Annotated in this window: 14 protein-coding genes; 11 read left to right on the top strand and 3 right to left on the bottom strand. The window is 61.6% G+C overall.

The features are described 5' to 3' along the window. A partial coding sequence (locus QM649_RS18215; RefSeq protein ID WP_415200501.1) for a hypothetical protein occupies positions 1-1,157 on the bottom strand: 1,157 nt, incomplete at its 3' end. A 199-nt stretch (positions 1,158-1,356) separates the two neighbouring features. Between QM649_RS18215 and tyrS the strand changes: the two genes are divergently transcribed. Continuing rightward, complete coding sequence (gene tyrS / locus QM649_RS18210) at positions 1,357-2,598, top strand: tyrosine--tRNA ligase (protein ID WP_415200500.1); 1,242 nt, start codon at positions 1,357-1,359, stop codon at positions 2,596-2,598. A 435-nt stretch (positions 2,599-3,033) separates the two neighbouring features. Continuing rightward, entirely contained in the window at positions 3,034-3,561 is a 528-nt protein-coding gene (locus QM649_RS18205) for a hypothetical protein (RefSeq protein ID WP_415200499.1), read from the top strand. 79 nt (positions 3,562-3,640) lie between these two features. Here the strand turns inward: QM649_RS18205 and QM649_RS18200 are convergent, their stop codons facing one another. Beyond that, a complete protein-coding gene (locus QM649_RS18200) occupies positions 3,641-6,532 on the bottom strand; it encodes a carboxypeptidase regulatory-like domain-containing protein (protein ID WP_415200498.1) in 2,892 nt (963 codons plus the stop codon). Between the two features lie 380 nt (positions 6,533-6,912). Here QM649_RS18200 and QM649_RS18195 point away from each other — a divergent pair, with 380 nt between their 5' ends. Then, the gene (locus QM649_RS18195) at positions 6,913-8,571 is read left to right on the top strand and encodes a glycoside hydrolase family 28 protein (RefSeq protein WP_415200497.1); all 1,659 of its coding nucleotides are present in this window, start codon (positions 6,913-6,915) and stop codon (positions 8,569-8,571) included. Between the two features lie 269 nt (positions 8,572-8,840). Further along, positions 8,841-9,758 (top strand): hypothetical protein, encoded by a 918-nt coding sequence (locus tag QM649_RS18190; RefSeq protein ID WP_415200496.1) that lies wholly within the window; start codon positions 8,841-8,843, stop codon positions 9,756-9,758. 596 nt (positions 9,759-10,354) lie between these two features. On the opposite strand, the gene QM649_RS18185 is transcribed toward QM649_RS18190, so the two are convergent. Then, positions 10,355-11,503: an L-rhamnose/proton symporter RhaT gene (locus tag QM649_RS18185; protein WP_415200495.1), complete on the bottom strand. Its 1,149-nt coding sequence runs from the start codon at positions 11,501-11,503 to the stop codon at positions 10,355-10,357. Between the two features lie 202 nt (positions 11,504-11,705). Here QM649_RS18185 and QM649_RS18180 point away from each other — a divergent pair, with 202 nt between their 5' ends. The 7 genes from QM649_RS18180 (at position 11,706) to QM649_RS18150 (ending at position 20,447) form a co-directional block, all read left to right on the top strand. Further along, positions 11,706-12,920, top strand: coding sequence for a TIM barrel protein (locus QM649_RS18180; protein ID WP_415200494.1), 1,215 nt, complete (start codon positions 11,706-11,708; stop codon positions 12,918-12,920). Positions 12,921-13,068: 148 nt separating this feature from the next. After that, the gene (locus tag QM649_RS18175; protein WP_415200493.1) at positions 13,069-14,154 is read left to right on the top strand and encodes a substrate-binding domain-containing protein; all 1,086 of its coding nucleotides are present in this window, start codon (positions 13,069-13,071) and stop codon (positions 14,152-14,154) included. Between the two features lie 326 nt (positions 14,155-14,480). Continuing rightward, positions 14,481-16,700, top strand: a complete 2,220-nt coding sequence (locus QM649_RS18170) for a bifunctional rhamnulose-1-phosphate aldolase/short-chain dehydrogenase (protein ID WP_415200492.1) — start codon at positions 14,481-14,483, stop codon at positions 16,698-16,700. Continuing rightward, the gene (locus QM649_RS18165) at positions 16,697-18,163 is read left to right on the top strand and encodes a rhamnulokinase (protein ID WP_415200491.1); all 1,467 of its coding nucleotides are present in this window, start codon (positions 16,697-16,699) and stop codon (positions 18,161-18,163) included. The genes QM649_RS18170 and QM649_RS18165 overlap by 4 nt, the downstream gene beginning before the upstream one ends. 125 nt (positions 18,164-18,288) lie before the next feature. Next, positions 18,289-18,801: a cupin domain-containing protein gene (locus tag QM649_RS18160; RefSeq protein WP_415200490.1), complete on the top strand. Its 513-nt coding sequence runs from the start codon at positions 18,289-18,291 to the stop codon at positions 18,799-18,801. A 3-nt stretch (positions 18,802-18,804) separates the two neighbouring features. Next, positions 18,805-19,635 carry a 5-dehydro-4-deoxy-D-glucuronate isomerase gene (gene kduI, locus QM649_RS18155; RefSeq protein WP_415200489.1) on the top strand — a complete coding sequence of 277 codons (831 nt, stop codon included), beginning with the start codon at positions 18,805-18,807 and terminating at the stop codon, positions 19,633-19,635. 35 nt (positions 19,636-19,670) lie between these two features. After that, entirely contained in the window at positions 19,671-20,447 is a 777-nt protein-coding gene (locus QM649_RS18150; RefSeq protein WP_415200488.1) for a hypothetical protein, read from the top strand. Positions 20,448-20,476: the final 29 nt, after the last annotated feature.

The following is a 20,476-nucleotide window of genomic DNA, read 5'->3' as shown; positions in this document are numbered from 1 at the left end:
GGAGCATAGAATTTAAGACTGATGGGACAATACTTTTGAAGCTCCGGCTGCTCCGCTGCCGGAGCAGCAGCCGGCTCCACGGTGACCTTTGGTGACGCCGCAGCGGCAGGTGCCGAGGTGTGATGCAGAACCCTCCAGCCCAGCCACAGGCAGAGCAGGATCGCCAGCACACCGCCCGCCATCAGCGCCACCCGCGCGGCGGAGCGCGATTCCGGATCGGCCTGCCACGTCGATCCAGAGGCCGAGCCAGCGGCAGGAGTACTCGTGCGCGCCGATGCGGCCGATGCCGGAGCCACGGCCGGACGGGGAGCGGACTGAGAAGCAGAAACGGGGGAAGCAGAAACGGGGGAAACGGAAGCCGGAGGAGCAGAAACCGGGGAAACAGCAGCAGCAGGAGCGCTGGCTGCCTGAGTCGAGGCCGCGGCTACAGCCGGAGCCGCAGCGGCGACCGGTGCCGCGGCAACAGAGGCCACAGGAGCAATTGGCGCAGGCGGCTTCAGGGTCGAAATGATCTCCGCCGCTCCCCACTCTCCGCGGATGCCCTTGAGGATCACGCGATCGAAGGGTGCGGGCAGTGGCCCGGCAGTCTCGATCGTCCTGGCCCCCGTGAGCGCCTGCAGCAGCACCACGCACAGGTTTTCGACGTCCCGATGCTTCAACGCCTGACCTTCCGCGCCCTCCGGGGCTTCGCGGATGCAGTCGCTGCGCAGCTTTACCACCTCGCCGACCGCGAGAATGCTCGCCGGCTCCACGTGCTCATGCACAAATCCATGGGAGTGCAGCGCCTCGAGCGCCGAAGCCACGCTCTCGGCCAGCTGCCGGGTCTCGGCCTGGGAGAGCTTCTGGTTGACGAGCACCTCGCCGAGATTTGCATCCGAGGGCTCCATCACCGCATAGACCAGCGCCGTCTCATCGAGCGTGACCTTGCCGAAATCGTCGAGGCGCAGCAGGTGAGGATGGTGGAGCGCGGCGACGCCCCGCCAGCGGGCAAGGATTTCGTCGTCATCGAAATGGGATTCAACGAGGCGAAGGATACGGGGCGAGCCCTGCCCATCCGAGGTGGCGAAGAGCGCGCTGCGGCCTTCCGGCTGCAGCAGGCGATTCAGCGGAAAAGCGCCGTCAATGGTTGTTCCTTCGTATTCCGTCCACAGTTCCATACGCAGATTCACATCCTGGGGGAAATAAGGCCAAGGAAGAGAGCCGCGTGGGGCAAAGTGAAGCAAAACGAACAGGTGTGCGCGGCTGCGAGGCCTGACCCTTTGATTCTACAAAGCGACAGGAGAGTAAAACGCGGGAACCGCAAACCGCAAGCACCATAGGTACCACCGGCTGCACTGGTCACTATTATAGAAAGCGATGACACATTTTCTTCCTGTAGACGAGCAGATGGACCTGCTTGAAAAAGGGGCGGCGGAAATCATCCGCGTCTCCGACCTGCGCGAGCGCCTCGAGCAGTCGCGGAAGACCGGCAAACCGCTGCGCGTGAAGGCGGGCTTTGACCCGACCGCACCCGACCTGCACCTCGGCCACACGGTGCTGATGCGCAAGCTCAAGCACTTTCAGGATCTCGGCCACACCGTGATCTTCCTCATCGGCGATTACACCTCGCTGATCGGCGACCCCACCGGCCGCTCCGTCACGCGCAAGCCGCTCACCCGGGAGCAGATCGACGCAAACGCAAAGACCTATACCGACCAGGTCTTCCAGATTCTCGACCGCGAAAAGACCGAGGTTCGCTTCAACTCCGAATGGCTGGGCACGCTCGGCTTCGAGGGTCTGATCCGCCTCGCGGCGAAGTTCACCGTCTCGCAGATGCTCGAGCGCGCGGACTTCCATGCCCGCTTCCAGAACGAGCAGCCCATTTCGCTGCATGAGTTCCTCTATCCGCTGGCACAGGGCTACGATTCGGTCGCCCTCGAATCCGACGTCGAGCTGGGCGGCACCGATCAGAAGTTCAACCTGCTCGCAGGCCGCGAACTGCAACGCGATTTCGGCCAGCAGCCGCAGATCGTGCTGATGACGCCGATCATCGAAGGCCTGGACGGCGTGCAGAAGATGTCGAAGTCCTACGGCAACTTCATCGGCATCCACGAGCCGGCGCAGGAGATGTACGGCAAGCTCATGTCCATCAGCGACGAGCTGATGTGGCGCTACTGGACCCTGCTCACCGACCTCCGCCAGTCGGAGATCGACGCCATGCAGGCCGATGTGGCCGCAGACGCGCTGCACCCCATGGAGGCCAAGAAGCGCCTCGCCCGCACCATCGTCGCCGGATTCCACTCGGAAGAAGCGGCCCTGGCCGCGGACGAGAACTGGGCCCGCCAGTTCCAGCAGAAGAGCGACGACGTCGAAGGCCTCGAGGAAGTGGCCATCGCCGCCTCCGACCTGAACCCCGACGCCGAAAACCGCATCCGCGTGACGAAACTGCTCACCGCTTCCGGGCTCGCCGCCTCGTCCTCCGAGGCCGACCGCAAGGTGAAGGAAGGCGCGGTCCGTATCGATGGCGAGGTCTATAAGCAGGCCCAGTTCGCCCTGAACGGCAACGTCCGCATCACCCTGCGCGTAGGCAAGCGAGCCAAGGTCGCGGTGATCTCCTAGGGCTCAGATAGAAGGATTTGTCATTCCAACCGAAGCGAACCGGGGTCCCCATCGCGCCGGTAGTTGGCGCAATGGGGTGGAGAAGCGGAGTGGAGGAACCTGCGGTTCCTCATCCTAATTTGAAAACTGCCGCCTTCCGCCCAAGCGGACCTTGGACGGGGCACCCTCGTCCTCGCTTTGTGAGGAGAACTGCAGGCTCCTCCGCTGCGCGGCCGCGGCCGCTTCGGTCGGAATGATAGTTTGAGCTCGCAACGGGAGCGAGCTAACGAAGGCAACATGCCGCGCGGTTAGCGTCGCGACCAGAGGGAGCGAGGGCCGAAGGCGCAACGCCTGGACGGCCAGTTCTGTCGCCTTTTCGTGCACATATGCAATAAATTGCTGCGATTGTTACCTTTTTTTGACAGAGCTCCGGTCGAACTCAGGCGTAATAACAACATGCGGAACGCCTGGCTCTACCCACTCACGCACTGGAACTGGAAGGCGGCGCTGATTACGGCGGTTTTCCGGGCCGGCGCCTGCATGGCGGCGCTCGCTCACAGCTCACTCCATCAGCGCGAACACTTCGGCGCGGTCGAAGCCGCCTACGTCCTGCTCACCGCCGGGGTCTTCTCGGCCTGGCAGCAGCAGGCACTCGGCGTGCGTCCAGTCCGCCTGGCCTGGACCATCACCGTCCTGGCGATCCCGCTCGGCTCGCTCGCCGCCGACTCGGCGCTGCACCTCTGGCTCGACCACGGCAACATGCGCGCGCTCGGCATCGGCGCGGTCATCTTCACCGTTGTCTCCGGCATGTTCCACTGGCACGTGATGCAGAACGGAGCACTGCTGGTCGGCGACGACAGCCGTTCCCTCCTCGACGACATGAAGCAGATGCCGCGCCTCGCCGCCACCTTCGTGACCCAGCCCTACAACGCGCTCAGCGCATGGTGGACCGGCCCGGAAGTCGAGTTCGAGCCCGAAGCGTAATCTTCGCCACGCCAAGAGAAAAGCCCGCAGCGATCTCGCCTGCGGGCCTTGTCTGCTCCTTCTCTTGCGAAGCGGCTGCTTAGAAGTTGAAATCCGTGAACAGCACAACGGTACGGTTGGCCGAGCCTGAGCTTCCGCCGAAGCCCGAATTGAGCGCCGTCGAGGTGCCGAAGAGCGGCGAATCGAGCACGCCGACGGGCGGCGCCAGGTTTACCTTGTTCACGAAGTTGCTGGCGCGCGCGCCGAAGCTGAGTTTGTACTTCCGCTCGATCTCCGGCTTGACGGGCTTTGCGCCTGGCTTCGCATCCTTGGCCGGTGGCGGAGGCGGAGGGCCGTCGCTCTTCACCTTCGGTCCGAACTGGAAGCCACGGCTCAGCCTGAGATCCGCCTCCAGTTGGTCCGGGCCTTTTCCGTAATTGATCGGGATGATTTTCTGTCCGGCAATCGGATCGGCGTCAAAGTTGCCCCACTTCGTTTTGTAGACGCTCGATCGCGTCAGGTCGGTCGCGAAGGCCGGACGATCGTTGAACTCCGTGTCGCCGTTCAGGTCGGTACCGGTGGTGATGTTGAAGGGGGCGCTCGAACTGTAGATCAGCATCGGGCTCAGGCTGACCTTTCCCGGCAGTGTCAGATTGCTGAACAGGAATGCGCGTTGCCGCACATCATCCGAGGCGCGCCCATAATCCACGTGCAGGTCATACGAATTGGAAGGAAAGCTCGAAATGCCGGCGGTATTGGCCTCGGCCTTGCCCAGCGCATAGGCCGCAAACAGCATGACCTTTTTCACCTGCACATGGCCATTCAGGAAAAAGATCTTCCGCTCCGATGCGCCCTCGGACTCGTACTGGTAGATATTTTCGTTGGTTCCCAGCGGGCGCACGCCGCTCGTCGGATCGTCGGGGTTATAGGTGCCCGGTAAAGGCGCGTTGATATTGCGGGTAAGAAAGTCGTGCGTGCCCTGGATGTCGAGAAAATTTGCCGAGATGCCGGCGTGCTTGCCCAGCGGTTTGTCGATCCCGAGATCCACAATCGACGTATACGGCGCGCGCAGGTAGGGATTGATGCTGAAGATCGTCGGCGAACTGGCCGACGCGCTCGAGCAGATGGCCGGAGTGGTGCCACAGGTCTCCGGAAAGAAGTCCGGATCCGTCACCGAATAGCCCACCTGTTCGACGCCATTCTGACGGCGGGCCTGCAAAACGTTCGTCGAGGCAAAGCGCGTGTAGAACATGCCGTAGCCGGCGCGGATCACCGCGCGCGGAGGCTTGTTCTTGCCGCCCGGGATGGACCAGCCGAACTGCAGGCGCGGCGCGAAGTCGGCGTGGTCGGAGATATCCGTCTGCGTCTCATAGCGCACGCCCAGGTTCATGCTGAAGTCCTTGGTTGGCTTCCAGCTCTCTTCGAGATACACACCGGCATCGAACAGGTTCACCGCGATGCCGGGCGCGCCCACGGTTTGCGAAAAGAGGCTGGCGCCGCCGCCCTCGGCCCGAATCTCCGCCGCGCTCTTTCCGGCAGCCAGCCCCTGCTCGGTAATCTGGTAGGCCGCAATCGAGGCAAAGGTGTAATTGCCATTGAAGTTGGCCGTCGAGACGTTCGCGTCGCGCACATCGCGCAGCCGGAAGCCTGCGTAGAACTCATGCTTGCCATGTTCAACATCGAGATAATCCTGGAACTCGTAATGGTCCTGGTTATCGCGATTGATGCCGGTATTGTTGCCGCCGCCGGTGAATCCACCCTGCACCGTGATGGTCGGCGTGTTGTTCGTGGGCGTCTGGTTATTCCGGTCGCGAACGTACTGGAAGTTCGTCTGATTGATGACGTGCGTGCCGTAGATCTGCGTGTCGATGAACTCGAGCGACTGCTCGGTGTTTTCGGTATCAATCGCCTGCGACGGCAGAGCGAACTGGCTGACTCCGCTGTTCGTGGCGGTCGTCCGGTTATAGCCGTAGCGCAGCTTGATGGTCTGCACCTTGCCGGCCTGGAAGTCATATTCCGGGTTGAAGCTGAGGGTGTTCGTCGGCGAGATGGCAGCCAGCCTGTACGCCACCTGGTTCAGGTTCGAATCGAGAACCACGGCATCGACCACGGAGTCGTTGACCGCATGCTGATGGAAGACCTCTCCTCGATAGGCAGACCATTTGTTGACCGGCCCGCTCACATTGCCGTCGAGCATGTAGGAGTAGTACGGAGGCTGATCCGCAATAAACGGGTTGCTGGTGTTGAACGACGAATCGTTGCCCTGAATGTAGAGGCCACCTGTGAGCTTTTCCGATCCGGGCTTGGTGAAGATATCGACGCGGCCCCAGCCCATCTGGTCGTATTGCGAAAAGTACGGATTCTGGTTGATGCGGATCTCGCGGATCGACGACTTGGGCGGGAGCTTGCCGCTGGAGAAACCGTCGACATAGAACTGCGCGTTGCCTCCCTGCGGATTCGGGCCCGCCATCGCGGTGAGTTCCTGCTGTAACTCGGTCGGGTCGCTGGAGAGCGCATCGAGGGCCGCGCCCTTGAGCACGATCGCACTGCCGTTATTGGCCGGATTGGTATCCAGCTCGCTGTCGTTCACGACCGCCTGCTGCTTCTGCACCTCGATCGGCAGTGTGAGGGACTTGCGCTGGGCTGCGCCAGCCGCAACGCAGACGCTGTCCGCATGCATCTCCTGGAAGCCGACAGCGGTGGCATCGAGGGTGTAGCAGCCGGGCGTAAGGGCCGGAATCGTGTAATGTCCTTCGCTATCGGTGGTCGCGGAAGCAACCACGTTGCCGGACTGCTCGGCATTAATGGTAGCGCCAGGAATCAGCGCCCCGGTGGGATCGACAATGGTGCCGGTAATGGAACCGGTCGTGGAACCGGGGTTATCGGTAGTGGCCATCGGACCCTGGGCATAAGCCGGGTGTCCGGAGACGAACGATGCAAGCGCTACCAACCATAGGGCGCAACAGCAGAAAACAGAGCGAGAACGGCGCATAGAGGTGCGTCAGGCTCCTTCGACAGAGTCTCGGGCAGAGTGAATATGGGTTACATCTGGAGCACGGATCAGGTACGCGTCAGGAAGCAGCGAAGTTCGCCGCGAAAGCAAAGCAGAAGATCAAACACATCCTCGCTTCGCCGGGACCATGGCATTGCGAGCGTAACCGCGTTGTCTATGAGACGGAGCGAAGGGAAAAACCGCTCCATAAAATTTTACAGCGCTTCCCCTGTGCATCCTTCCTCTCTCCCTTTGGACACGCGTGGCCCGCTGCAGGTTCCCACGACCCGCGTGTATGCTGGAGAACGCAGAAGAGACGCAGGCCGCGCATGCAGTGAACGTGCGATGGCCTGCAACAACGGCACAACAGGAGAGGATGGATGTTCTTTGACGCGACGCGGCGCGACCTGCTGCGCTTCTCCGGCATAGGCCTGGCTGCCACCGCGGCGCCTGCCCTCGCCATGGCTTCCGGCAAAACACAAACAGGCAGCATGTCTTCCGCTACGGAAGGCGCTTTTGCGCAATTCAACGTCCGGCAGTTTGGAGCCTCGGGCGACGGCAAGACCGTCGACAGCCCGGCCATCAATCGCGCCATCGAGGCCGCGGCCGCAGCCGGCGGGGGCACCGTCTTCTTTCCCGCCGGCAGCTACCTCTGCTTCTCCCTGCGCCTCAAGAGCCACGTGCATCTTTCGCTTGCCGCAGGCTCGGCCATCATCGCCGCGGATTCGCCAAAGACCGGCGAGAGCACTGGCTACAACGGTGGCACCTACGACGCAGCCGAATCGAATGCGCCATGGGAGGCCTTCCAGGACTTCGGCCATAACCACTGGCACAATTCGCTGATCTGGGGCGAGAACCTCGACAATGTCGCCATCACCGGGCCCGGGCTTATCTGGGGACGCGGCCTTTCCAGCGGACGTGATCATGTGCAGCTGGGCTTTGCCTACATTGCCGAGCAGCCGGGCGTAGGCAACAAGGCCATCGCGCTCAAGAACAGCCGCAACGTCCTGCTGCGCGACTTCGCCATCCTCAAAGGCGGCCACTTCGGCCTGCTGCTCACCGGCGTCGATAACCTCACCATCGACAACCTCACCATCGACACCGATCGCGACGGGATGGACATCGATTGCTGCCGCAATGTGCGCGTCTCGAACTGCGTGGTGAATTCGCCGTGGGATGACGGCATCTGCCCGAAGTCGAGCTACGCGCTCGGCTATGCGCGCTCCACTGACAATGTGTCCATTACCAACTGCTACGTCACCGGTACCTATCAGCTCGGCACCGTGCTCGACGGCACATTCAAGAAGTTCACCGGACAGGAACCACCGGAGTGGCGTCCCTTCCGCACCGGACGCATCAAGTGCGGCACGGAGTCGAATGGCGGCTTCCGCAACATCACCATTTCGAACTGCGTCTTCGAGGGCTGCCAGGGCCTTGCACTCGAAAGTGAAGACGGCGCTCTGCTCGAAGACATCGCAGTCACCAACATCACCATGCGCGACCTCACGACCTCGCCACTCTTCCTCCGGCTCGGCGCGCGCCTGCGCGGACCGAAAGAGACAACGAAGATCGGCACACTCCGGCGCGTGCTCATCGACAACGTGGTCAGCTACAACTCGGCCTCGAAGCTGTGCGCCATCGCCTCCGGCATTCCGCAGGCGGCTATCGAAGATCTCCGCATCGCGAATGTCTTCCTCGAGCATCAGGGCGGCGCGCCGTCCAGCTACGCGGACATTACCCCGCCGGAAGAGGTGGAGAAGTATCCGGACCCCGGCATGTTCGGCCCCATGCCCGCGCATGGCTTCTTCTTCCGCCATGTGAAGCGTCTCGAGGTCAGCCACACCGAGGTCGCGGCCATGACACCCGACCCACGCCCGGCCTTCTATCTCCACGACGTGGAACGCGCCGACTTCACCGCCGTCACCGCGCCCACCGGCCAGCCCGCCTTCCGCCTAAGAGATGTGAGCGATCTGCGCGTGCGCATCAGCCGCGCGGCTGCGGATGCGACCCTCAATAAGGTGGACGATAAGACGCTGTAGAGAACAGGACGATTCAACTCTGGCCGTAGCGATGCTCTCGCAAACGAGAGTCGCTACGGCTCAGCACTACTTGGCGCGAGCGCGCCCAGCATAAGAGCAAGCGGGATTAGTAAAGTTAAGAGGACATATCATTACAGACTTCGGACAGCCCCGCAGAAGCCGCACTGGAATCCTCCCTTGAAAATCGAGGGGGAGATACCGTGTTCTGCAACTAGCCAAAGATTCGACTTCTGCGAATCATTCTCTACCAGTATTCTTATCGCAATATCATGAAAGACCCTGAGTTTCTCCTGTACAGGTTAAATTTCGTCGACCGCGAGATTTTGTTCCATAATCCTGTTCGCAGTAATGAGGATTTGGTTCGCGTGCTGCAAGAGGCCGTCAGTGAGCGAGCCGATTATCCGCAGCACAGCCATCGATCACGTTGGAAATGGTCCCTAAGGGATCTACGGGGTGGCTCCGTCATCGCGAAAGACAGGAACTTCATATTCTTGACTTTCGCACATGAGACGATATCGAGGTCTGGAAAGATAGTTAGCTCTAATGGGGTCGTTCTTGGAACCTCAGCATTTAGCCCCCCGCTAGCCCAAACAGCAGATGTCATCATCGATATGGATCGCCATATCGTCGCAATCGAAGATGTTGCTTCCATAATGCAGCAACGCCGCAAGTGGCTACAGGCAATGGAAACCATCCTTAGGCAAGCGGCTCGCTGGGCCGAATTTTCTTCGATGGTGCGACTCGTACCTATACCGCCGAGGGATGCGGTGTATGCGAGGATACGTAGACTTACACGAATCACTCGTATTCAGGCCACTCTAGCTATCCCGAACCCGGACTTAAACCCACTCTTTGCGGAACTTTATGAGGCTATGCAGCGTGGAGGTATTCGCGATCTGACTCAGGACATGCGTAGCGACCGAGGCTTGAATATGGAAGACGGAACACTACCAAGTTCGACGTTAGAGATGGCCTTGGATGGCTATCGGAATGGGAATATCCATCTTCGAGGGTATACCGCAGACAATAAACCCGAAAAATTCTCCATTAGGGACGATGTGGCTCGCATTGAAAACCTCCGTGGATATACGGAGGCGGTGCGTGACCTCTCTTCAACCAAAGGAGTACCATCAAGGGCAGCAGGCATGATTCTGGACAAGATAGACGAGATGTTCCCTCGGCCATAGCCTCAGTGATCGCGATGACTAAAGCAGCGACAGTGCGGACTTATCTCGTAGAGCCCCTTCGCGCATGCCTACTACTCTCGCTCATCGTAAACTTTTGTGGGGCAAAGAACTGTGCTCTATTCATGCACGCCCAAGCGATCAACTGTTTATCCATATTGCTCTATCTGTTCGCAGCTTCGGTCGCTATCTGGGCTGGCCTCTTTTTTCTCGCAGCATCAGAATTCGGGAAGTGGCTCGCTTCGCGTAACGCACTTGAGCCAATTCAGATGGCATTCGTTGTCACCAATCTCATATTTATAGGCTCGGCTATATTGATGGTGCCTTGCGCCTATTTGAACGAGCACCGCTCGACAATGCAACTACTTGGATTATTCTCCTGCTTCTGGAGCATGATGGCGGTCTGGCCAATGGTGAACAACGCCCGACATATCTTGAGACTACAATCAATGTTCCAAGTTCAATCTAAACAGGTAACGCCCATTAAGCCTGCTTCCAACGGCTGACGCTTTTGGTATAGACTTAGCCTCTACCAAAAAGCAGGTCAACCTTCTTCCCTATAACTTCCGTTCTCATGTCCTCGAGTAAATCTCCTATCCCTACTGCGTCTGCAGATAGTTCCCATACCCAACGATCAGCGTCGAGCCGATCAGCGCGAAGAGGCCTACCGAGACCAATACGCGCGTGCGCAGCGACGTGCCGCGCCATTCGCGAAATGCCAGTCCCCAAAGCGTGGCGAAGATGATGATCGACGCCATGTGCAGCGTCCACGATGAGAAGTCGTAGCGGCCCATCTTCGTCTGCCCGAGCGAGTAGAAGAAGAACTGGAAGTACCAGATGATGCCCGCACTCGCCGCAAAGAGGTAGTTCTGCGCCAGGATGCCGGGAGCGATGCGCTGGATCAGCTCGCGCGGATCGACATGCAGCATCGTCTCGCCGGTCAGGTGCCCGGCGCGCATCGGGTTATGGCCCGGCTGCCCCGCGAACTGCCGCGCTGAACGGTTCTTCAAAATCAGGATCACCGACCATACGAGGTTCGTCAGGAACCCGCCCCAGAGCACCACGATCAGCACCGGCAGGTTGTGCCAGATCTGCAGTCTGCCCGCGGCCTGCAGCTCCCGCGAAGCCACCTGCCCGATCGGCGCGCCGGCCGTGAGGCCAAAGTTAAAGCATGAGCTCATGACCCCGGCGAAGATGGCCACCGAAACGCCGCGCAACAGCGAGTACTCGCTTTCGCCCGCCTCGAGCTTGTCCTCCGGCGTAACCTCGCGCTCCTTCGACCAACCGGCAAAGCCGTTCACCACCACCGCGGCAAGGCAGACACCGATGCCGAGCATGACCATGCGGCCCGAAGGCGTATGCACAATCGAGCCCATCGTTCCCGCGTAGATCGGCGGAATCAGCGTACCGAAGGCGGTGCAAAGGCCGAGCGAGATGGCATAGCCGAGACCGATCCCCAGGTAACGGACCGAGAGCCCGAAGGTGAGCCCGCCGATGCCCCACAGCACGCCGAAGAGAATCGCATAGCCGATGGCGCTATGCGGCGAGTTGCGCAGGATCGTGAAGACATGCGGGACGAAGAGCGACGCGACCAGAAGCGGCGCAACGAGCCACGCCGCGACGCCCTGCACGATCCAGTAAATCTCCCACGACCAGCGGCGAATACGGCGAAAAGGAATAAAGTTGGTCGCAGAGCAGAAGCCCCCGATCCAGTGGAACAAAATGCCGAGTACGGGATTGGCGCCCACGGGCGTAACCTCTTGATGGCAGAGTTCGTTTTTACTCGTTCGGTATTGCGAATCTGAAACTATACCCTATTTGAAATAGACCTGGCTTCGACCGGATCCGGCAGCGCTTGCCGCGGAACGAGATTCATATGGGAAATTGTTTTGTGATAGATATAGACCTTCATCCCACAGGGTGACTCTCCACGAAGGGAACGGAACGACTATGAGCATCGGGACCGAAGGGCACGGCATTTCAGGCAGCGACGCGCGAAGCAGGGTCTTCGCGGCGCTTGACCGCTTCCGCATCGAAATTCCCTCCTGGGGATTCGCGAACACCGGAACGCGCTTCGGCAAATACCTGCAACCCGCCGCCGCGACCTCGCTCGAAGAGAAATTTGCCGACGCGGGCGAGGTGAACCGCCTCACCGGTTGCACGCCGACCGTCGCCCTGCATGTTCTGTGGGATCTGCCGAACGGCGAAAAGGATGTCGCACGGGTACGGGCGCTCGAGGCCGAGCACGGTGTACGCGCGGGCTCCATCAATCCGAACCTCTTTCAGGAGCAGGAATACAAGTTCGGCTCCATCGCCAACCCCGATCCGGCCGTGCGGAAAAAGGCAACCGGCCACCTGCTCGATTCCGTCGCCATATCCCAGGCACTCGGCGTGCGCGACATCTCGCTCTGGGTGCCCGACGGCTCCAACTATCCAGGCACGCAGAGCGTCCGGCGGCGCATCGCGTGGGTCGAGGAGGCGCTGCTCGCCACCTGCGCAAAGCTCGACGAAGGCCAGCGGCTGCTCATCGAGTACAAGCCCTTCGAGCCAGCCTTCTATCACACCGACATCGCCGACTGGGGCATGGCGCTGCACCTCGCGCGCGTCTGTGGACCAAAGGCCAAGGTGCTTGTCGACACCGGCCATCACGCCCCGGCTACCAACATCGAGCAGATTGTGGCCTGGTTGCTGCACACCGGCTCGCTCGGCGGCTTCCACTTCAATGACCGCAAGTACGCCGACGACGATCTCACGCTCGGCTCCATCGATCCTTATCAACTCTTCCGCATCTTCCATGAGTTGCTGAGCGCGGGCGAAGGCGCCGATGCCGATGTGGCCTACATGATCGACCAGAGCCATAACATGAAGGGCAAGGTCGAGGCGATGGTGCAGAGCGTGGTCACCGCGCAGGAACTCTACGCACGCGCGGCCCTCATCGACCAGGCCAGGCTGGCGGAACTCCAGGATGCCCGCAGTCTCGTCGCGGCCGAAGAGCTCTTCCGCGATGCCTTCTGGTCCGATGTGCGTCCGCTGGTACGCGAATGGCGTGCGACCCGCGGCCTCGCGGAAAGCCCGCTGGCGGCTCTCGAAGCCAGCGGATACGTGGCCCGCCGCGCAGAGGAGCGCCGGGAGCGCAACGCCGGGGGATCTTCCGCCTACGCATAACCGGAAACAAATGGGAGCGCCTGCGCATAGCAAAAAGCCGCAATCCTGCAGAAGAGCGGCATTTGCAATCGCAGGCGAGACAAAATCCATTAGGGAACTTCTATAATCCGAGGTACCGCAGCCGAAAACTCTGAGCGGTGAGGAAGCCTTGGCGCGAACCGACCGACGTCTCTACCTGATTCCGGTGCTTTCCAAGGCACTGGATGTCCTCGAGATTCTGCAGAACACCACGCAGCCGATGACGCTGGCCGAGCTGCACGCAAAGACGCGCTTCTCGAAGACCACCGTTTACCGCGTGATGAAGACCTTCGTGCACCGCGGTTACGTGGCCCAACTGCCCGACGGCAGCTATCGCCACGTAGCCCGGCAGCGTAAGCTCTGCTTCGGCTTCGCCGGCCAGAGCGGCGAAATGCCCTTCTCGAATGAAGTCACAGCCAGCCTGAAAGAGGCGGCCACCCGCGCAGGTGTCGAACTGCTGGTCCTCGACAACCGCTACGACCCCAAGGTCGCGGTCGAAAACGCCGAGGAACTCATCCGCCGCCGCGTCGACCTTGCCATCGAGCTGCAGGTGGATGAAGAAGTCGCGCCGATCATCGGCGACCGCATCGCAGCTGCGAATATCCCGCTCATCGCCGTCGATATCCCCCACCCCAATGCTGTCTACTTTGGCGTCGACAACTTCCGCGTGGGACTCGAGGCAGGCGAACTTCTGGCAAAGCATGCAGTAGAGCAGTGGAGCAGCCGCGTCAGCTGGGTGCTGGGCCTCGACCTGCCCGAAGCCGGCCAACTGGTACAGGGTCGCGTCTCCGGCGCATTTGAGGCGGTTCGCCGCGCGCTCCCGAAAACCCCTCCCGAGGTCTTCGTCCGCATGGACGGCCGCGGCATGAAGGATCGCAGCCAGAAGCTCGTTGCCGAATTTCTCGCCGCCCACCCGAAGGACAGGCACATCCTCATCGCCGCGGCCACGGACACCAGCGCCCTGGGCGCGATCGCCGCCATCCGCGCGGCCAAGCGCGAGAAGCAGGTCGCCGTCGTCGGCCAGGATTGCATTGCCGAGGCTGTCGCAGAGATGAAGCGACCCGGATCGTCTCTCATCGGCACCGTCTCGCACGAGGCTGCCAGCTACGGACCGGCGCTGATCGTTCTGGGCATGTCCCTGCTCCGCGGACAGACCGTCCCGCCCTACAACTACGTTACCCACAGGACCGTAACCCGGGAATCGCTCGCCGAATAAACCGGCGCGAAACAATGAATCTGTCACCTCGACCGAAGCCGGGTGCCCACGTCTCGATTCTGAGACGTGGGTTCGCAAGAGGACAACGGTGGCCCATTCAAGCCCGAAGCTGGCTTGAGTGGGCCACAAACACCCTTCCCACAATCATCCGTAAAGCGCACATGGGAAATGCTGCATTGCTGGCCGAACGCCCCCAAAACCTGATATCCCTTTCAGGCAGAGCGGCGTGGCTCTATTTCTTCATGATTTCAAATGAGGAACTTTTGCCGTATTGTTATTTCGCGTGAGATGATGACCGTGCCAAAAAGCAAGGAAGGATTGCGGTGATGAGCGGATTGCTAAACGAAGTAAAGACCCTGCACTTTCTCGAAGACAAGTGGGACGACGCGGTCGCCTCGAAGCTCGATGAGCCGGAACTGCTGCGTTATCGCTCCAACCTCCTCGGCTCCGACCTGCGGATCACGAACTTCGGCGGCGGCAACACCAGCTCGAAGCTCGAACAGATCGATCCTGTCAGCGGCAAGCCGGTCAAGGTGCTGTGGGTCAAGGGTTCGGGCGGCGATCTCGGCTCCATCAAGCGCGCAGGCTTCGCGACACTCTATCTCGAACGACTGCTGCAGCTCGAAGCGCAATACAAGGGCGTGGCGGAGGAGGACGCGATGGTCGCGCTCTATCCGCTGGTGACCTTCGCCAACAATCCCACGGCTGCTTCCATCGATACCCCGCTGCACGGCTTCCTGCCCTTTCCGCACGTCGACCATCTCCACCCCGACTGGGGCATCGCGCTCGCGGCCTCGGCCAACGGCAAGCAGAAGATGGACGAGTTCAACAAAGAGTACGGCCACAAGCTGGCGTGGCTGCCCTGGCAGCGCCCCGGCTTTGAGCTGGGCATGATGCTGCGGCAGATCGTCGCCGAAACGCCCGGCTGCGATGGCGTCGTGCTCGGCGGCCACGGCCTCTTTACCTGGGGCGAAACGCAGCGCGAGTGCTACCTCAACACCATCACCATCATCGACCAGTTCGGTCAGTTCATCGCGAAGCACGAAGCCCGCGAAGGCCACACCCGCTTCGGTGGCGCGAAGGTCAAGAGTCACGACGAGCGCAAGGCCATCGCCGCGAAGGTGATGCCGGTGCTGCGCGGCGCTGTCTCTCGCAAGCAGCGCTGGATCGGCTCCTTCACGGACACCGCATCCGTGCTCGACTTCGTGAACTCCAGCTATGCGGAGCAGCTGGCACATTTAGGCACAAGCTGCCCGGATCACTTCATCCGCACCAAGATCCGCCCCATGTTCCTCAAGTGGGATCCGGCCGGCGATCCGGCATCGATTCCCGCGGTCATCGAAACGGCGCTTGAGACCTATCGCGCCGAGTACTCCGAGTACTACACGAAGCACGCGCTTCCCGACTCGCCGAAGCAGCGCGACGCCAGCCCCACCGTGGTGCTGCTGCCGGGCGTGGGCATGTTCACCTTCGGCAAGAACAAGACGGAAGCGCGGCTCACCGGCGAGTTCTACATCAACGCCATCGGCGTGATGCGCGGCGCAGGCGCGCTCGGCGGCGGCATCGACTGCAAGGAGATTCCGCAGGCCGGCCCCGCTGCTACGGCCGATCAGTTCACCGTTTTCGATAACTACGTGGCGCTGCCGCCCAGCGAGGCCTTCCGCATCGAGTACTGGGCGCTCGAAGAGGCGAAGATTCGCCGCCAGCCGCCCGAGAAGCAGCTCAGCCGCAAGATCGCACTGATCGTCGGCGGCGGCAGCGGCATCGGGCGCGAAGTCGCACTGCTCGCAGCCGAGCGCGGCGCGCACATTGTCGTTGCCGACCGCGACACGGCAGGCGCGGCCAGCGTCGCGGATGAGTGCAAGGTCATCGCCGGCAAGGAAGCCGTCGCCCACACCTCCATCGACATCACGAAACGCGATGCGATCAAGGCCGCGCTCGAGGCCACGGTGGCGGAGTTCGGCGGTGTCGACATCATCATCAACACCGCGGCCATCTTCCCCTCGTCGCCCACCGGCGTCATCAGCGACGAGCAGTGGGGCCTCACGCTCGACATCAACGTAACCAGCAACTTCCGTCTCGCCGAAGAAGCACACGTGCTGCTTAAGAAGCAGGGGCTCGAGGCGACGCTGGTGCTCACCAGCTCGGCGAACGCAGTCGTGCCCAAGCGCGGCAGCGAAGCCTATGACGTAAGCAAGGCCGCGCTCAGCCACCTGGTGCGCGAACTCGCCGTCGGTCTGGCGCCGCTGGTGCGCGTCAACGGCATCAGCCCGGCTACCGTCGTCAAGGGATCGACGATGTTCCCACGTGATCGCGTGAAGGCATCGCTCAGCAAGTACAGCATTCCTTTTGAAGAGTCGGCGACGGACGACGAACTGCGCGACGCACTGGCTGCTTTCTACGCACAGCGCACGCTCACGCACGTGCCCATCGACCCGAAGGACAACGCCGAGGCGATCCTGTTCCTCGCCGGACCGCTTTCACGCTGCACCACCGGCCACATCATCCCCGTGGATGGTGGCCTCATCGAGGCCTTCCTGCGGTGAGCAGCGGGTCTGAGACCACGGCAAACGACACTCCGCGCCAGGCGACCATTGCCGTCGACCTTGGCGCGGAGAGCTGCCGGGTGAGCCTGCTCCGCTGGCCCCAATCAGAATCCGGCAGCAAACCGCATATTTCACTTGTGCACCGATTTCCCAACGGCCCGGTGCAGGCCGAAGACAGCTCCCTGCGCTGGCCATATGACGCCATCGTCGCCGGAGTCGAAGAGGGAATGCGCCGCTGCGCCGACCTCGCGCCCGAAGGCATTGCCTCGGTTGGAGTCGATGGATGGGCCGTCGATTACGTTCGCCTAAACGCAGAGAACCAGCCGCTGGCCGCTCCTTTTTGCTATCGCGATGAGCGCAACGCAGCAGCAGAACCGTTGCTCCATGAGAAGATTTCACCCGCACGGCTGCGAGAAATCACCGGCCTGCAGCTGCAGCCGCTGAACACGCTCTATCAGCTCTATGCTGACCGGCTCGATGGGCTCGATGCAGGCACGGGCTGGCTCAATCTTCCCGAAAGCCTGCTTGCGCGCTGGAGCGGCGTACGCGTCTCCGAATACACCAACGCCACGCACACGCAGATGGTCGAGCTTGAGAGCCGCCAGTGGTCGCGCGAGATTCTCAACGCTGCAGATATCGACGCATCGACAATGCCACAGATCGTTCTTCCGGGAACAGTGCTTGGCTCCATGCAAGGGCCACTGGCCGATCTCGAAGCCTTTCGGCATACAAAGGTCATCGCGCCCGCATGCCATGACACCGCCTCTGCCATCACCGGCATCCCCGCCGAAGCGGGACGCTGGGGCTATATAAGCTGCGGGACATGGTCGCTGCTCGGTATACCGCTTGATCATCCGGTGAATGACGAGCGAGCGCGAACGCATCAATTTACCAACATGGGTCTCGACGGATCGCGCTATCTACTGCAGAAGAACATGAACGGCATGTGGCTGCTAAAGCAGTGCATGGACGCATGGTGCAAGGTAGGCGCGGCGTGGAGCATCGAGGACCTGTGCGAAGCTGCATGCAGAACAGAGATGCCCGATGTCGCGCTCGACGTGGACGACCCTGAACTGCATCGCATGGGTGACATGCCTGCGCGGATCAACGCGCAACGCAAACAGTATGGCCTGCCCGCGCTGGACGAATCACCGGCCGGCGCGCCCGTGATGGCCTCGCTCATCTTCCACAGCCTCGCCTCTCGCTATGCAAAGGTTTTCGGCCAACTCGAAGAACTGGCAGGCCACACCATCGACTGCATCTACTTCGTAGGCGGCGGCAGCCGCAACGCACTGCTCCGCGAATGGACACAGCAGGCAACGGGAAAGACCATTTGCACCGGCGCGGTCGAGAGCAGCAGCGTCGGCAACTTTGCTTTGCAGCTTGCAGCGCTCGACGCAAAAGGCCAATCCGCGGTGCATGAAGACGTCGCGCGTTATGCCCGCATGCTGTGCGCGATTTAGTTCCGCGTTTCGATGACTTTCATCGGAAGTAAATTGCCTGTTGTTTTAGGCGTGTGCAAAGATGTTGCCCTCTGCGCGAACATGGTTCGCGCACACCCGAAACCCCCACTCGATTCGGACCTCTCATGAGCATATCCGCATCACGCAAGCACCTGCTCCTCTTCTGCCTCACGCTGACATGCGCGTGGCCCGCGCTCGCGATACAGGCACCCGCTCCGGCATCGCCCGTGGCTCCTTTCGATGAGTTCACCTCCGAACAGTGGAAGGCCCAGGCCGCGGGCCTGCTGAGCCAGGCGAAGGCCAGTCCCACCGGTACGGCGAGTGTGACGCTCAAGAAATATCCCGGCCACTTCACCATGCTCACCGTGCGCACGCGCTCCGGCGGCGCGGAGCAGCACGATCACGCGGCAGATATTTTCTTCGTGCTCGATGGAGAAGCGACCGAGATCACCGGCGGCACCATCGAAGGCGCCTCCATGGCCAAGCCCGGCGAGACACGTGGCTCCGGCATCACCGGCGGCACCGAGCATCGCATGCAGACCGGCGACATCATCCACATCGCGCCCGGCACACCGCACCAGACGCTGGTCGCGCCCGGCAAGACCTTCACGTATTACGTCATCAAGGTGGACCAGTAGACGATGCGATTTCACACCATGGCCGATCCTGTGCGCTATCCCGGCATGACGACCGAAGAGCTGCGCTCCACCTTTCTCGTCGATGGGCTCTTCACCCCGGGCAAGCTCACACTCGCGCTCACCGATCTCGACCGTGCGATCGTCGGCGGCGCTGTGCCGCTCGGCACGACGCTTTCTCTGTCGAATCCGGAAGAACTGCGCGCCAGCTTCTTCCTGGAACGGCGTGAACTCGGGGTGCTGAACATCGGCGGGGCAGGAAATGTAACCGTGAACGGCACGAAATATCCGCTCGCCCGCCTGGATTGCCTCTACGTCGGCCGTGGCGAGCAGGCGATCGAATTCAGTTCGGAAGACGCGGCCAATCCCGCGGTCTTCTACCTGCTCAGCTATCCGGCACACGCCGCTCACCCCACCGCCGTGGCACGCTTCACCGAGCTGAAGGGCACAAAACTGGGCACGCCGGAGACCGCGAACGCCCGCACCATCTATAAGGCCATCCATCTCGAGGGCATCCGCAGCAGCCAACTGGTCATGGGCTTCACGCTGCTCGAGCCCGGCTCCGTGTGGAACACCATGCCGCCGCACACGCACCAGCGCCGCTCGGAGATCTACTTCTATTTCGACCTCGATGAGACCTCGCGCGTCATCCATCTGATGGGGCCGCCGCAGGAGACACGCAACCTCATCGTCGGCGATCGCGAAGTCGTACTTTCACCACCGTGGTCGATCCACTGCGGTGCGGGCACGCGCAACTACGCTTTCTGCTGGGGCATGGGCGGCGAGAACCAGGACTACAGCGACATGGACGCCGCACCTCTGTCGACACTGCGATAATCGCGCAACCAGCTCATCTCCGAAGGAGAGAAGACATGCAGAGTCTCCGGAATCTTTGTGCCGTGACGGCAATTGCCGCCTGTGCTGCTGCCGCACATGCGCAGACATCGCTGCAGGCCCTGTCTGAACACGCGCAGGCACAGGTGCAGGATCTCAGCAAAGCCGTGGCCGCTTCATTGCAATCCGGGCAGAGCAGCGATGAGCACACGCAGGCCGTCGCACTCGATGCCATGCTTGCAGCCTGGCACGAAACTGCTGATGGCGCAGACTACGCCGCCGTGCAGGCCGCCGTTGACGCCGACCTGCAGCAGAACGCAGCGACCGTGCCATCGCGCGCGCTGCTCGAATGCCTGCTCGTCACCGGAGAAAGCAGGTACAGCGCGGCACTGGAGCACGCGAGCGCCGGTAACGATCCTGTCTATCAGGCACGTCATGCCGCAGCATGGAAGCAGCCGGCGCTTGCTGCGCCATCGGGACAACCCGGCGCAACCCCTGAAGGCGCACGCCTGCTGGAAGAGATCGCTGACAGCTACGCTGCAACACCCGCGGCAGAGTGGAAGGATTCTGCAACGGCGAATGACAATGCCGCATGGAAGCAGGCCGCCGCGCGTGCAGCGGCTCCATGGCTGCACAAGAATGCCGGGCAACAGGATGCAGAGGTAAGCCTGACCGCGTCCTACGGAATCTCCAAGGCCGTTCGCCTTGGTCTGCTGCCGGCAGGCGACGCACAGCGCGCCGCAGCGCTCTATGAAGCAGCGACGAACACGCAGACGCCCGCGGCGAAAGCCGCCCAGCTGCTCGCTGCTTCATAGAGCGCTGCGGCGCGCTGTGCGTCGCCTGC

The organism is Silvibacterium sp., assembly GCF_047605705.1.
Taxonomy (GTDB): domain Bacteria; phylum Acidobacteriota; class Terriglobia; order Terriglobales; family Acidobacteriaceae; genus Silvibacterium.
The sequence above is the reverse complement of the archived record's forward strand: the minus strand, read 5'-3'. Positions and strand labels throughout refer to the sequence as shown.

Bases quoted from the DNA above. Each gene is read 5' to 3' on its own strand.
- kduI (WP_415200489.1), top strand. From the start codon at position 18,805: ATGCGATTTCACACCATGGCCGATCCTGTGCGCTATCCCGGCATGACG.
- QM649_RS18190 (WP_415200496.1), top strand. From the start codon at position 8,841: ATGAAAGACCCTGAGTTTCTCCTGTACAGGTTAAATTTCGTCGACCGC.
- QM649_RS18200 (WP_415200498.1), bottom strand. From the start codon at position 6,532: ATGCGCCGTTCTCGCTCTGTTTTCTGCTGTTGCGCCCTATGGTTGGTA.
- QM649_RS18150 (WP_415200488.1), top strand. From the start codon at position 19,671: ATGCAGAGTCTCCGGAATCTTTGTGCCGTGACGGCAATTGCCGCCTGT.
- QM649_RS18180 (WP_415200494.1), top strand. From the start codon at position 11,706: ATGAGCATCGGGACCGAAGGGCACGGCATTTCAGGCAGCGACGCGCGA.
- QM649_RS18195 (WP_415200497.1), top strand. From the start codon at position 6,913: ATGTTCTTTGACGCGACGCGGCGCGACCTGCTGCGCTTCTCCGGCATA.
- QM649_RS18205 (WP_415200499.1), top strand. From the start codon at position 3,034: ATGCGGAACGCCTGGCTCTACCCACTCACGCACTGGAACTGGAAGGCG.
- tyrS (WP_415200500.1), top strand. From the start codon at position 1,357: ATGACACATTTTCTTCCTGTAGACGAGCAGATGGACCTGCTTGAAAAA.
- QM649_RS18160 (WP_415200490.1), top strand. From the start codon at position 18,289: ATGAGCATATCCGCATCACGCAAGCACCTGCTCCTCTTCTGCCTCACG.
- QM649_RS18170 (WP_415200492.1), top strand. From the start codon at position 14,481: ATGAGCGGATTGCTAAACGAAGTAAAGACCCTGCACTTTCTCGAAGAC.